Source organism: Pseudomonas sp. NFPP02, from assembly GCF_900119355.1.
Classification (GTDB): domain Bacteria; phylum Pseudomonadota; class Gammaproteobacteria; order Pseudomonadales; family Pseudomonadaceae; genus Aquipseudomonas; species Aquipseudomonas paracarnis.
This window is the reverse complement of the sequence record NZ_FPJI01000001.1, coordinates 38,621-51,236: the sequence shown is the minus strand read 5'-3', so window position 1 is coordinate 51,236 and position 12,616 is coordinate 38,621. Positions and strand designations below refer to the sequence as shown.

9 protein-coding genes are annotated in these 12,616 nt (G+C 59.6%); 3 read left to right on the top strand and 6 right to left on the bottom strand.

Annotated features, from left to right (window positions below; translation table 11 throughout):
• Positions 1-10: 10 nt before the first annotated feature.
• The 4 genes from BT204_RS00225 to rpsU all read right to left on the bottom strand — a co-directional run bounded on the left by BT204_RS00225 (position 11) and on the right by rpsU (position 8,432).
• On the bottom strand, positions 11-3,754 hold the full coding sequence (locus BT204_RS00225) for a bifunctional diguanylate cyclase/phosphodiesterase (protein ID WP_072445552.1): 3,744 nt from the start codon (positions 3,752-3,754) through the stop codon (positions 11-13).
• Between the two features lie 134 nt (positions 3,755-3,888).
• Positions 3,889-5,736, bottom strand: a complete 1,848-nt coding sequence (rpoD, locus tag BT204_RS00220; RefSeq protein ID WP_054896790.1) for an RNA polymerase sigma factor RpoD — start codon at positions 5,734-5,736, stop codon at positions 3,889-3,891.
• 67 nt (positions 5,737-5,803) lie between these two features.
• Positions 5,804-7,774: a DNA primase gene (gene dnaG, locus BT204_RS00215; RefSeq protein WP_032895025.1), complete on the bottom strand. Its 1,971-nt coding sequence runs from the start codon at positions 7,772-7,774 to the stop codon at positions 5,804-5,806.
• A gap of 442 nt (positions 7,775-8,216) precedes the next feature.
• Positions 8,217-8,432 (bottom strand): 30S ribosomal protein S21, encoded by a 216-nt coding sequence (gene rpsU / locus BT204_RS00210; RefSeq protein ID WP_002551877.1) that lies wholly within the window; start codon positions 8,430-8,432, stop codon positions 8,217-8,219.
• Between the two features lie 203 nt (positions 8,433-8,635).
• Here rpsU and tsaD point away from each other — a divergent pair, with 203 nt between their 5' ends.
• A complete protein-coding gene (gene tsaD / locus BT204_RS00205) occupies positions 8,636-9,661 on the top strand; it encodes a tRNA (adenosine(37)-N6)-threonylcarbamoyltransferase complex transferase subunit TsaD (RefSeq protein WP_003194748.1) in 1,026 nt (341 codons plus the stop codon).
• Positions 9,662-9,692: 31 nt separating this feature from the next.
• Here tsaD and plsY read toward each other — a convergent pair whose 3' ends face one another.
• Positions 9,693-10,262 carry a glycerol-3-phosphate 1-O-acyltransferase PlsY gene (gene plsY / locus BT204_RS00200; RefSeq protein ID WP_072445551.1) on the bottom strand — a complete coding sequence of 190 codons (570 nt, stop codon included), beginning with the start codon at positions 10,260-10,262 and terminating at the stop codon, positions 9,693-9,695.
• Positions 10,263-10,336: 74 nt separating this feature from the next.
• Here plsY and folB point away from each other — a divergent pair, with 74 nt between their 5' ends.
• Both folB and folK read left to right on the top strand, forming a co-directional pair.
• The gene (folB, locus tag BT204_RS00195; protein WP_054896792.1) at positions 10,337-10,690 is read left to right on the top strand and encodes a dihydroneopterin aldolase; all 354 of its coding nucleotides are present in this window, start codon (positions 10,337-10,339) and stop codon (positions 10,688-10,690) included.
• Entirely contained in the window at positions 10,681-11,199 is a 519-nt protein-coding gene (folK, locus tag BT204_RS00190; protein WP_072445550.1) for a 2-amino-4-hydroxy-6-hydroxymethyldihydropteridine diphosphokinase, read from the top strand. The genes folB and folK overlap by 10 nt, the downstream gene beginning before the upstream one ends.
• 129 nt (positions 11,200-11,328) lie before the next feature.
• On the opposite strand, the gene BT204_RS00185 is transcribed toward folK, so the two are convergent.
• Entirely contained in the window at positions 11,329-12,558 is a 1,230-nt protein-coding gene (locus tag BT204_RS00185; RefSeq protein WP_072445549.1) for a multifunctional CCA addition/repair protein, read from the bottom strand.
• Positions 12,559-12,616 lie beyond the last annotated feature (58 nt).

Genomic DNA, 12,616 nt, shown 5'->3' with positions numbered 1-12,616 from the left:
AGGTCGCGGATTATAGCGATGGTTTGTTCACTGTGCCATCCGAAAAATCCTTGTGCCGTGTACGAAGGAAGCTGGCGGCAAAAAGCTCCGGCGGCAGGGGCAGGCTGACGATGTAGCCTTGCATCTGTTCACACCCCTCGCTTGCGAGGAATGCTTGTTGTGCCGGGGTTTCCACGCCTTCGGCGATGATGGTGAATTGCATGCTGTGGCCAAGGGCGATGATGGCGCGCACGATGGCTGCATCGTGAGGGTCGTCGGGCAAGCCGCGGACGAAGGATTGATCGATCTTGAGGAAGTCCAGGGGCAGGCGTTTGAGGTAGCTGAGGGACGAGTAGCCGGTGCCGAAATCATCGATTGCCAGCTGTACGCCCAGGCGCTTGAGTTGGTGCAACACCGCCAGTGCTTCTTCGGCTTGGCTCATGATGAAGTTTTCGGTGATCTCCAGCTGCAGGCAGCCGGGTTCGAGGTGGTAATCGCGCAGCAGTTGTTCGATGCGTGACAGCAGGTTGGGGTGACGCAGTTGCGCGCCTGCGAGGTTGACCGAGAGGGGGCCGAAATCCTCGAAAGCCGCTTGCCAGGCGTGCAGCTGCCGGCACGCCTGTTCCAGTACCCAGTCTCCGATTTGCAGGATCATGCCGTTCTCTTCGGCCAGGGCAATAAAGTGTTCGGGCGGGACCTCGCCCAAGGTCGGGTGGTGCCAGCGGATCAAGGCTTCGGCACCGATCAGTTGTTGGGTGACCAGGCTGCGTTTGGGTTGGTAATACAGGCTCAATTCTTCACGTTCGATGGCGCGGCGTAGTTCGTGCTCCAGCGCTACGCGTTCATTGGCCTGGGCGGTCAGGTCGCGGGTGTAGCGCTCGACCCGGTTGCGCCCCTTGGCTTTGGAGCGATACATCGCGGCGTCGGCATTTTTGACCAGGGTGGCGACGTCGGTACCGTCTTGCGGATACAGACTGGTGCCGATACTCGCGCTGATGAAGAACTCATGCTCGCCGGCCTGGAATGGCGGGGTAAAACAGTCGAGCAGTTTGTTCGCCAAGTGCTGGGCGTCGCTGGCCTGTTGCAAGCCGGGCAGCAGGATGATGAATTCGTCGCCGCCCAGGCGAGCAACGGTGTCCACGTCCCGCAACTGCTCCTTGAGGCGTACGGCGATGTCTTTGAGCAGCAGGTCGCCGACCGGGTGGCCGAGGCTGTCGTTGATGTGCTTGAAGCGGTCGAGGTCGAGAAACAGCACCGCGCCCTGTTTACCACTTTCCTGCTGGCCGTTGAGTGCGGCCTGCAGCCGGTTTTCAAACAGGGTGCGGTTGGGCAGGCCAGTCAATGGGTCGTGGTGGGCCTGATAATCCAGGCGGGCCTGGGCCAGCTTGAGGCTGGAGATGTCGGCAAACACAGCAACGAAGTGCGTGACCAATTGCTCGCGGTTACGCACAGCGCTGATGGTCAGCCAGCTCGGATACACCTCGCCGTTCTTGCGGCGGTTGGAGATCTCTCCTTGCCAGTGGCCATGGCTCGTCAACTGGTGCCACATCGCCGCATAGAACGCGCTGTCGTGCAGGCCGGAGGCGAGCAAGCGCGGGGTATGGCCAAGGGCTTCAACCTCGCTGTAGCCGGTTATCTCCGTGAAGGCGCGGTTGACGGCGCTGATGTTCTGTCGTGTGTCGGTGATCAAGACGCCTTCGGCGGTGCTTTCGAACACCGTGGCGGCCTGCTGCAGTTTTTCCTGCATCAACTGGCGTTCGGTGATGTCCCGGGCGATGGTCAGCATGCAGTCTTCGTCGCCAATCGGCAGTGGGCGGCTGGACACTTCGCAGAGGCGAATCTGGCCATCGGCACGACGGATATGGCAGATGAAATCGCGGACAAAGCCGTCGCGCTGCATCAATTCCAGCATGTGCTTGCGTTCGTTGAGGTCGACCCAGATGCCCAGGTCCAAGGCTGATTGGTCGAGTGAAGAGGCGCTGGTGAAGCCGGTCAGGTGGCTGAAACCCTCGTTTACTTCGATCAGCAGGCCGTCGCTCTGGCGGCTCAGCAGCAAGCCATCTGGGGAAGCATGGAAGGCTTTGGCAAACTTTTCTTCGGAGGTTTGCAGTCGCTGTTGGGTTTCCTTGAGCTGAGTGATGTCCCGCACGACCACCACCAAGGCTTCGGTGGTGTCGAGTTGGAACGGCTCGGCTGAGATCAGCCCGGTAAAGGCCTGGCCATTGCTGCGCAGAAAAGGCATTTCCAGGTTGCGGATGCTGGTGGTCTGTACCCGTTGCAGCAAATCCGGGCCGCCCCCTTGAATGCCCCATATATTCAGGTCGGTGGCGGTTTTGCCTACCACCTCGTCGGCGCGCAGCCCAATCTGGTCCTCGAATGCCTTGTTGACCTCCAGCAGGCAGCCATCAGACATCCGGGCAATCACCAGGATGTCCGGGCACTGCTGAAACACCGAGGCAAATTTCTGCTCGGACAGTTGCAGGGCTTCTTCGGTGCGCTTGGCTTCGCTGATGTCGATCATCAGGCCGCGCAGCACTGGCTCGTGGCCGTGTTCGATCAGGCTGACAATGTCACGTACCCACAGGCAGCGGCCATCAGCGGTGATGACCCGGTAATCAATGCTGTGATCACGGTTAGCACGAGTTTCCCGATAGCAATAGGCCTCGGCGCGGGTCAGGTCAGCGGGGTGGATGATGTTGCGCCAGAAGCCTGGAATCAGCCAGTGGGCGCGGGGATAGCCGAGCAGGTCTTCGGCATGGGGCGACACATAGCTGTAGGTGAAATCGCTGATGCTTGCTTCCCAGGCGATGGCGGACAAGCTCTCCACCAAGCCGCGATAGTGGTACTCGCTGCTTCGCAGTTCTTGCTCAAGGGCGACCCGACGGGAAATTTCCGAGCTGAGCCGGCGATTGATCCGAATGACGATCGCCAGCACCGTACTCAACAGCAGCACCGCTGGCAGGCCGTACGTGAGCAGGTCAGCCCAGAAGGTGCGGTGATCGGTGAAGCTGCCGACCCAGTGTTGCTGGATCGCATCCGTTTCGGCTGAACTGAGATCGGCGAGGACTTTGTCCAGGATGCCCACCAGGATTTTCTCATCCCGCGGCACGCCCATCGCCAGTTGGTAGCGGTAGGGCGTTTCGCCGCTGACGTACAGGCCGTCGAGCTTGAGTTGGCGCAGGCTCCAGACGCTGGAGGCGAGGTCGCCGACCACGGCATCTACTTCATCGGTGGCCAGGGCTTGCAGCGTCGAACTGACGTTGGGCAGGGCGACCAGATTCAGATCCGGATGGTGGGTGCGGAGCAATTCATGGGGCGCGTAGTTCTCCACCACGGCAATTTTCAGCCCGTACAAATCCTTGAGGCTGCGTGGTTTTGCGCCGCCTTCATGGGCCAGGATGACGATGGGAAAGTCGAGATAGGGGCGTGTGAAGGCCAGGAAGTTTTGGCGTTCGGGGGTGGACATGATGCCCGGCAGCAGGTCGAGCTGATTATTGCGGGCTTGTTCAAGCACTGCGGTCCAGTTAACCGGTTCGATCAGTTTGATTCGCACACCCAGGCGGTCCTGGAGCAGGCGTACGTAATCGGCTGCCAAGCCCTGATATCGGCCATTTTCATCGCGATATTCAAAAGGTGGCCAAGACGCATCCACGCCTAGGCGCAGCTCCTGATGGTCCGCCAACCAGCTACGCTCATCATCCGTAAGAGTCAACGCGCCAGCCGTTGCGGTCCAGGTCAGCAGCGACAGCAGTATCACGGTCGGCAATCTGGGCATAACGGTCTCGTTATGGCACGGGGAATGTCTCGAGTGTAGACGGGCATTGCGAGGGTGGGGTGGTGCGGGGCAGTTAATCTGTCAAAGCAATCGGTAGAAAGCAAAACCCCCGGCCTGGGCCGGGGGTTCTGGTATCACTCGTCGAGGAAGGAGCGCAGATGCTCGCTTCGCGTCGGGTGGCGCAACTTGCGCAGCGCCTTGGCTTCGATCTGACGGATCCGCTCACGGGTCACGTCAAACTGCTTACCGACTTCCTCAAGGGTGTGGTCGGTATTCATGTCGATGCCGAAACGCATGCGCAGTACCTTGGCTTCACGGGCAGTGAGGCCGGACAGTACGTCGCGAGTCGCTTCTTTCAAGCTCTCAACAGTGGCGACATCGATTGGCGACTGCATGGTCGAGTCTTCGATGAAGTCGCCCAGATGGGAGTCTTCGTCATCACCAATCGGCGTTTCCATGGAGATCGGCTCTTTAGCGATCTTCAATACCTTGCGGATTTTATCCTCAGGCATTTCCATGCGTTCGCCCAGCTCTTCCGGAGTCGGTTCGCGACCCATTTCCTGCAACATCTGCCGGGAAATTCGGTTGAGCTTGTTGATGGTCTCGATCATGTGCACCGGAATACGGATGGTGCGGGCCTGGTCGGCGATCGAGCGAGTGATCGCCTGACGGATCCACCAGGTGGCATAAGTCGAGAACTTGTAGCCGCGACGGTATTCGAACTTGTCCACCGCCTTCATCAAGCCGATGTTGCCTTCCTGGATCAGATCAAGGAATTGCAGGCCACGGTTGGTGTACTTCTTGGCGATGGAGATCACCAGACGCAAGTTCGCTTCAACCATCTCTTTTTTCGCGCGGCGGGCCTTGGCCTCACCGATCGACATGCGACGGTTGATGTCTTTGATTTCTGCAATCGTCAGGCCGGTTTCGGTCTCAAGCGCGGTCAGCTTCTGCTGGCAACGGATGATATCGGGCTGCAGGCGACCGATGGCTTCGGCGTATTTCGCCTTGCCCTTGGCCAGTGCGTCGCTCCAGCTTTCGTCAACTTCGTTGCCCGGGAACTGGCGCAGGAAATCGGTACGCGGCATGCGCGCATCACGCACACAGAGCTGCATGATCGCACGCTCTTGGGCACGCAGACGCTCAAGGGCGCTGCGAACACGCTCAACCAGGCCTTCGAATTGCTTGGGCACCAGCTTGATCGGCATGAACAGCTCAGCCAGGGCCACCAGCTCGGCAATCGCCTGCTTGTTGCCGCGACCGTGCTTCTTCAGGGCCTTGCGGGTGATTTCCATTTGATCGGAAACCGCACCGAAGCGCTGGGCCGCGATGACCGGGTCTGGACCGCTTTCGGCTTCTTCTTCGTCGTCGCTGCTTTCAGCTTCGTCGTCGTCGGAGTCGTCGTCCGCTTTTGCGGCTTTCGCATCAACAGGCGGCGGTACTTCGGCGGCAGGCGGCGCAATGCCGTCGTCCGGGTCGATATAACCGCTCAGGACGTCGGACAGGCGGCCACCTTCGGTGGTGACGCGGGTGTACTCGGCGAGAATGTGGTCAACCGTGCCAGGGAAGTGCGCAATGGCGCCCATCACTTCACGGATACCCTCTTCGATACGCTTGGCGATTTCGATCTCGCCTTCGCGTGTCAGCAGCTCGACGGTACCCATTTCGCGCATATACATGCGCACAGGGTCTGTCGTGCGGCCGATATCGGTCTCTACTGCAGCCAGCGCGGCAGCAGCTTCCTCAGCGGCGGCCTCGTCGGTATCAGCGTCGGCCAGCATAAGGGAATCCTTATCTGGCGCGACTTCGAATACGTTGATCCCCATGTCGTTAATCATGCGGATGATGTCTTCCACCTGCTCAGGATCTGAAATATCCTCAGGCAGGTGGTCGTTGACCTCCGCGTAAGTCAGGTAACCCTGCTCACGACCAAGAAGTATCAACTCTTTGATACGAGACTGCTGTTGCGCTTTTCCGGACATAACACCCTATCCACTGAAGGTCTTGGCGGGCAAAAAACAAGCCGAGGATTATACCCGAGCTATGACCTCACACGCCAGCTGAGGTCGGGTTTGATGCGTAAACATTCTGTTTTAAGAGGTCGCGCATCTGTTTTGCTATCTGAATCTGCTCTTCAGCCGATAATCCCGGCTGCCTTGCTCTCTTGATAAGTTCATCGAGGGTCTGAGTGTGTTGACCCGCGGATAACCTATTAATGGTGTCTAAAAACTGTTGTTCAAGGTTGTCGCCGTCAATTAGCCACTCCTTTTCCGCCAGTGCCCGCAATAAACGGCCCTGTTCCGTGCCATGCCAGCGAGCCATCAACTGGATTGAGTTTAGCTTAGGGTTTTTCTGCACGGCTTCGATCAGTGCGATAAGCACCTGAGCATAGGTATTGCTCTCGTTGGCAAAGTGGTCGGCACTTTCAACCTTACCGGCCAATTGCGGGTGATGAATCAGTGTGCGCAGTGCAATCAATGTGGGGGCTTCCACCGCTACGGGCGTGCGTGGTGCGTAGGCTTCATCGCGATCACCGCGTTTGCCGTTTTTGCTCCAGGGCTTTTTGTCCCACTTCTTGCCGCCGGCGCCGGGCTTCTTCGGCGTCCATTCCTGTTGGGGGGCGAAGGCCTCCTGAGGTTGGTGGAAGTCGGCATAATCCGGCATGGCGTCGTAATCCATGCCGGGGTCGTAGGCTGGCGGTGCATCCTGCGGGGCGCTGTGCACCAGCTGGCTTACGGCTTCACCGCTTAAACCAGTGATCTCCAGCAGGCGCTGGCGCATCAGCGTGCGCAAATTAGCGCCCGGGACTTTGTCGATCAGCGGCGCCGCGAGGGTGGCCATATGGGCCTTGCCTTCGAGGGAGCGCGGGTCGGCTTCTTCGGTCAGCTGCTGGAAAAAATAATCCGCCAGCGGCTGCGCATGTTGATTGATACGTGCGCGGAACGCGTCGGTACCTTCCGAGCGCACCAGGGTGTCCGGGTCTTCGCCTTCAGGCAGGAACAGGAAGCGTGCGCGGCGCCCATCCTGCAGGCTCGACAGCGTGGCTTCGAGCGCGCGCCAGGCGGCGTTGCGGCCCGCCTGGTCGCCGTCGAAGCAAAACAGCACGCTGGGCACGACGCGGAACAGGCGCTTCAAATGTTCTTCGCTGGTGGCGGTGCCGAGGGTCGCGACCGCGTTGCGCAAGCCTTGTTGGGCCAGGGCGATCACGTCCATATAGCCTTCAACCACGATGATCTCGTCGAGGTTGCGGTTGTTCTTGCGCGCCTCGAACAGGCCGTAGAGTTCCTGGCCCTTGTGGAACACCGGGGTCTCCGGAGAGTTCAGGTACTTGGGCTTGTCGTCCCCGAGTACACGGCCGCCGAAGGCGATGATGCGGCCACGGCTGTCGCGGATCGGGAACATCACCCGGTCGCGGAAGCGGTCATAGCGCTTGCCGGTCTCGGCGTTTTCCACCAGCAGGCCGGCATCGATCATGGCCTTTTGCTGGAGGGTGTCGCTGCTCAGGTGTTTATACAGATTGTCCCAGCCCGGCGGAGCGAAGCCGAGGCCGAAGTCCCGAGCGATTTCGCCGGTGAGGCCGCGCCCTTTAAGGTAATCGACAGCGGCCTTGCGCTGCGGATGGCTCTTGAGTGCCTGGCGGTAAAAGTCGGCAGCAGCGGTGAGCAGCGGATACAGCGGCGAATCGGTGGGTTGCCGCGGTTTGTGCGGCCGGCCACTTTCTTCGCGGGGCACTTCCATCCCGGCGGCTTTCGCCAGGTCCTCGACAGCCTGGGGGAAGTCCAGGTTGTCGTGGTCCATCAGGAAGCCCAGGGCATTCCCGCCCGCCCCGCAACCGAAGCAGTAATAGAACTGCTTGTCGGGGCTGACGCTGAAGGATGGGGTTTTTTCTTTATGAAAAGGGCAGCAGGCGGTGTAGTTTTTGCCGGCTTTTTTCAGCTGTACGCGTGAGCTGACAACATCGACGATGTCGGTGCGGTTCAGAAGGTCGTCAATAAAGCTCTGGGGAATCAGCCCGGCCATGGCGTTCTCGTCATCACTGCGTGTAAATGAGGGCCCGTGACGTGTTCAAGCGCACGTAAGGAGTGCTCGATCATCATCGTCTGCATGGGTCATCAGGGAGTGTATCTGCCGAATATTTACTGAGGATAGTTTCTGATCAGTCTTCGGCATGGAAATGTTGCCCGGGCGTCCGGTCTAGGCCAATGGCGGCCTCGGAAACGCATCGTTGGGCACAGCCGATACAGTTGATCGTCTGTTTGAAGAATAGGTGTGCTCGTCAGTAGCCTTGTTAGGCTCGTCAGAAGAGACGTGCACCGCTGGCAAAAGAGCCAGCCCTGACGTGTGAAGCAGTGTCTCGGTCGCATGTGCGGCGTCGACGGTGAAGCATCAAGCGATATCCGCAAATGCCAACAGCCCGGCTGAGGGCCGGGCTTGGCAGAAGCTTGCTACGAACGTCTGTGTATTAGTACAGACGAACGGCGCGGCGCTGTTCGCGCTGAACTTTCTTAGCGTGACGCTTAACAGCGGCTGCTGCTTTGCGCTTACGCTCAGAAGTTGGCTTCTCATAAAATTCGCGGCTACGAACTTCAGCCAGAACACCGGCTTTTTCGCAGGAGCGCTTGAAACGACGCAGAGCTACGTCGAAGGGTTCGTTCTCTTTTACTTTGACGGCTGGCATCCAGAGCTACCTTCTTTCATTACCGGGAATCAACGTTCTCGTCGCAAAAAATTCGCGGCTGAGGTCGTCGGTTTTTAAGGGTTGCGGATGTTAACCCCTCATTGCCCGGAATGCAAAGCCTCTGATCGAAAACCGCTAGTCGGGAGGGGGAGTGGCGACTATTATGCGCGCCTTCGAATTCAGCCTCTACAAGGCGCAAACCCATGCTAGTACTGGGACTTGAAACCTCCTGCGACGAAACCGGAGTCGCACTATACGACAGTGAACGCGGGCTTTTGGCCGATGCACTGTTCAGTCAGATCGACCTGCATCGCGCCTATGGCGGCGTGGTGCCGGAGCTTGCCAGCCGCGATCACGTCAAGCGCATGCTGCCGTTGATCCGCCAGGTGCTGGATGAAGCCGGCTGTGTGGCAACCGAGATCGATGCCATCGCTTACACCGCCGGCCCCGGATTGGTCGGAGCCCTGCTGGTTGGGGCCTCTTGCGCCCAGGCGTTGGCGTTTGCCTGGGGCATTCCTGCCCTTGGTGTGCACCATATGGAAGGCCATTTGTTGGCGCCCATGCTGGAAAAAACACCGCCGGAGTTCCCGTTCGTCGCTTTGTTGGTTTCGGGGGGGCATACGCAGCTGGTTCAGGTGGACGGGATCGGCCAATACACACTGTTGGGCGAGTCGCTGGACGATGCCGCCGGTGAAGCGTTCGACAAAACCGCGAAGATGATGGGACTTAATTATCCGGGTGGTCCGGAAATCGCCCGCCTTGCCGAGAACGGCGTTGCCGGTCGCTACACCTTCCCGCGGCCGATGTGTGATCGTCCTGGCTTGATGTTCAGTTTCAGCGGCTTGAAAACCTCTGCCTTGAACACCTGGCAGCAGAGCGTCAGCGCCGGGGACGACGGCCAGCAAGCCCGTTGCGACATCGCGCTGGCGTTCCAGCAGGCTGTGGTGGAGACTTTGACCATCAAGTGCAAGCGCGCCCTGAAACAGGCGGGCATGAAGCGGCTGGTGATCGCAGGCGGCGTCAGCGCCAACAAGGCGTTGCGCAGTTCCCTGGAAAAAATGCTCGGCGACATGAATGGCAATGTGTTCTACGCACGCCCTGAGTTCTGCACTGACAACGGCGCAATGATCGCCTATGCCGGTTGCCAGCGCTTGCAGGCCGGACAGCACGAAAGCCTGGCGATCAGCGTGCAGGCGCGCTGGCCGATGGAACAATTGCCGCCGTTGTAAGGTTCAAGGGCGCCGAGTCCAGGCGGGATATTTAAAAATGCCGTTCGCGCCCGGCAAACAGGTCGCGTAGATTGCCGCGGTGGCGCCAGACGATCAGCAGTGTCAGCACGCTCATCGGTAACAGCGCTTGCGGTTCCTGCCAGGCCAGCAACGGCAGGGTCAGCGGCGTAGCAATCAGCGCGGCCAGCGAGCTGGTGCGGGTCAGGTAGAACGTCAGCAGCCAGGCGAGCATGGCCAGTAACGCCGCAGGCAGGTAAATGCCCAGCAGCATGCCGGCCGCTGTGGCGACGCCCTTGCCGCCGCGAAAACGGAAGTACAACGGGAACAGGTGGCCCAGGACGGCACATAGGCCTACCCAGGCTTGCTGCTGCAAGCCAAGGCCGACGAGGTTGGCGATCAGCACGGGCAGCAGGCCTTTGCAAACGTCGCCCAGCAAGGTCAGGACGGCGAGTTTCTTGCCGGCCAGGCGCAACATATTGGTGGCGCCGGCATTGCCTGAGCCACTCATTCGCGGATCGGGGTTTCCCGTCAAGCGGCTGAGCAAAATGGCGAAGGACAGCGAGCCGAGCAGGTAGGCGAAAATCGCCAGTGACCAAAACATGCTAACTATTCCGGGCGAGGACGCCCTGATTCTAACGGGGCATCGCGCCCTTGTCGTGCTGCGGAGAAAAGTGCTTGGACAGAGTGTTTATCGAAGGCCTGGAAGTCGACACCGTGATCGGGGCTTACGACTGGGAGCGCGGAATCCGGCAATGCCTGCGCCTGGACCTGAGCTTCGCCTGGGATAATCGCCCAGCTGCGGCCGGTGATGACCTGACCCTGGCACTGGATTACGCCAGGGTGTCTGCGCGTATCCAGGCCTTTGCCGAGCAGTCCCAGTACCAACTGGTGGAAACCTTTGCCGAGCGTCTGGCCGAAGTGCTGATGAGTGAATTCCAGATTCCCTGGCTGCACCTCAAGTTGACCAAGCCCGGCGCGGTGCCGGCTGCCAAGGGCGTGGGCGTGGAGATTGAGCGCGGATGTCATTGACTCAGGTTTACCTCGGGCTTGGCAGCAATATCGACCGCGAGGCTCGTCTATGTGCCGGCTTGGATGCGTTGGCGGGTTTCTTGACGGATATGCGCTGTTCGGCGGTGTTCGAAAGCCAGCCGGTGGGGATCAAAAGTGGGCCGTTTTTCAATCTGGTGGTGTCGGCTTATACCGACCTGCCGTTGATGGAGTTGGATCGTCGTTTGAAATCCATCGAGGCTGACAATGGCCGCTACGCGCCAGACCGCAAAGGCCTGCCGCTGGATATCGATGTGTTGTTGTATGGCGATCTGGTGGGCAATTTCGATGGCTTGATCTTGCCGCGAGCCGAAATCCTGAAAAACGCCTTTGTGTTGTGGCCGCTATCGATGATGGCGCCGGACCGTATGCACCCTGAGGCTGGCAAGACAATGGCCGAATTATGGCGAGACGCGCAGATTGATCAGGTATTGGCACCGGTTGCGTTCGAATGGCAGGGTCAGCCACTCACGCCACGAGCTGTTTTGTAGGAGCCGAGCTTGTTGTGGCGAGGGAGCTTGCTCCCGCTGCGCAGCAGCCCCACTATCTTGGGAGCGCTTCGCACTGGAGCGCCAGACCGGTCCCGCGGGAGCAAGCTCCCTCGCCACAACGGCCATCGCCTAAGGAGAGGGGTTTTCCTTGTAGGCTTTCAATGCGCTTAACCGTTCGCGCTTGAGCGCCTCGCCCAGCTCGGAGCCTTTGAAACCCTTTTCTAGCAGCGGCGCGACCGGCACTTCGCGTGCAGCCTTTGCCGCTCCGCGCAAATAATCGGCCTGTGGATAACTGCGCTGTTCAAAACCCTTGCGGCCACGAGCGTCCATTTCGCAGGCCACCACGAACTCCTCAAAGCGTTGCGGCCGGCGGTACACGTCGAAGCTTTGCAGCAACTCCAGCAATGTCGAGGCCTTGAGTTCAAGCGCTCGATGCCCGTGAGTATGATATTGCCCCACCAGCAAGGCCAACTCCTGGCAATCCCTCGGCACCTTGAAACGCTCGTTCACCGCTTTGATCAGCTTCAAGCCGCGATGTTCGTGGGCAATGTGCTGCGGCAACTTATCCACAGGTGTCAGGCCCTTGCCCAGGTCGTGCAGCAGGCAGGCCCAGCGCACGCTCAGCGGTTGCTTGTGCAGGGCAGCTTGTTCCAGCACGCTCAAGGTGTGCACGCCGGTGTCAATTTCCGGGTGGTGAGCTGCGGGCTGCGGCACGCCGAACAGCGCATCCACCTCCGGCATCAAGGTTTTCAGCGCGTCGCAGTCACGCAGTACTTGGATAAATACCTGGGGTTGATCTTCCATCAGCGCCCGTGAGATTTCCTTCCAGCTACGCTCGGGGGTAAGGGCCTCCAACTCGCCGGACTCACTGAGTTGGCGCATTAACTCCAGGGTCTCAGGGGCGACTGTGAAGCCAAGAGGCGCATAGCGCGCGGCGAAACGCGCAACGCGCAGTACACGGAGGGGATCTTCGGCGAACGCCGGAGAAACATGCCGTAAAATATGCGCTTCAAGGTCGCGTTGGCCCTGATAAGGATCGGTCAGGTTACCCTCGTCGTCCTCCGCCATGGCGTTGATGGTCAGGTCACGCCGAATCAGGTCTTCTTCCAGCGTAACGTCGGGGCTCGCATGGAATATAAAGCCGCCGTAACCCCGGCCATTCTTGCGTTCGGTGCGAGCAAGGGCGTATTCGTCACCGTTCTTCGGGTCGAGAAATACCGGGAAATCGGCGCCCACCGGTTTATAACCCTTGGCGAGCATCTCTTCGGCCGTCGCGCCAACGACGACGCGGTCTATATCGGTGACCTTGATGCCCAGTAGGCGATCACGCACGGCGCCGCCGACTTTGTAGATTTTCATGAAAAAGCCTCCATTAGCGGCACAGGATAACGCCTGAGTTTGGCCAATGGAGGCTTTG

Coding starts and splice junctions, on each gene's coding strand:
- plsY (WP_072445551.1), bottom strand. CDS start 10,262: ATGTTTTGGTCACTGGCGATTTTCGCCTACCTGCTCGGCTCGCTGTCC.
- rpsU (WP_002551877.1), bottom strand. CDS start 8,432: ATGCCAGCCGTCAAAGTAAAAGAGAACGAACCCTTCGACGTAGCTCTG.
- BT204_RS00225 (WP_072445552.1), bottom strand. CDS start 3,754: ATGCCCAGATTGCCGACCGTGATACTGCTGTCGCTGCTGACCTGGACC.
- folK (WP_072445550.1), top strand. CDS start 10,681: ATGTCATTGACTCAGGTTTACCTCGGGCTTGGCAGCAATATCGACCGC.
- BT204_RS00185 (WP_072445549.1), bottom strand. CDS start 12,558: ATGAAAATCTACAAAGTCGGCGGCGCCGTGCGTGATCGCCTACTGGGC.
- dnaG (WP_032895025.1), bottom strand. CDS start 7,774: ATGGCCGGGCTGATTCCCCAGAGCTTTATTGACGACCTTCTGAACCGC.
- tsaD (WP_003194748.1), top strand. CDS start 8,636: ATGCTAGTACTGGGACTTGAAACCTCCTGCGACGAAACCGGAGTCGCA.
- rpoD (WP_054896790.1), bottom strand. CDS start 5,736: ATGTCCGGAAAAGCGCAACAGCAGTCTCGTATCAAAGAGTTGATACTT.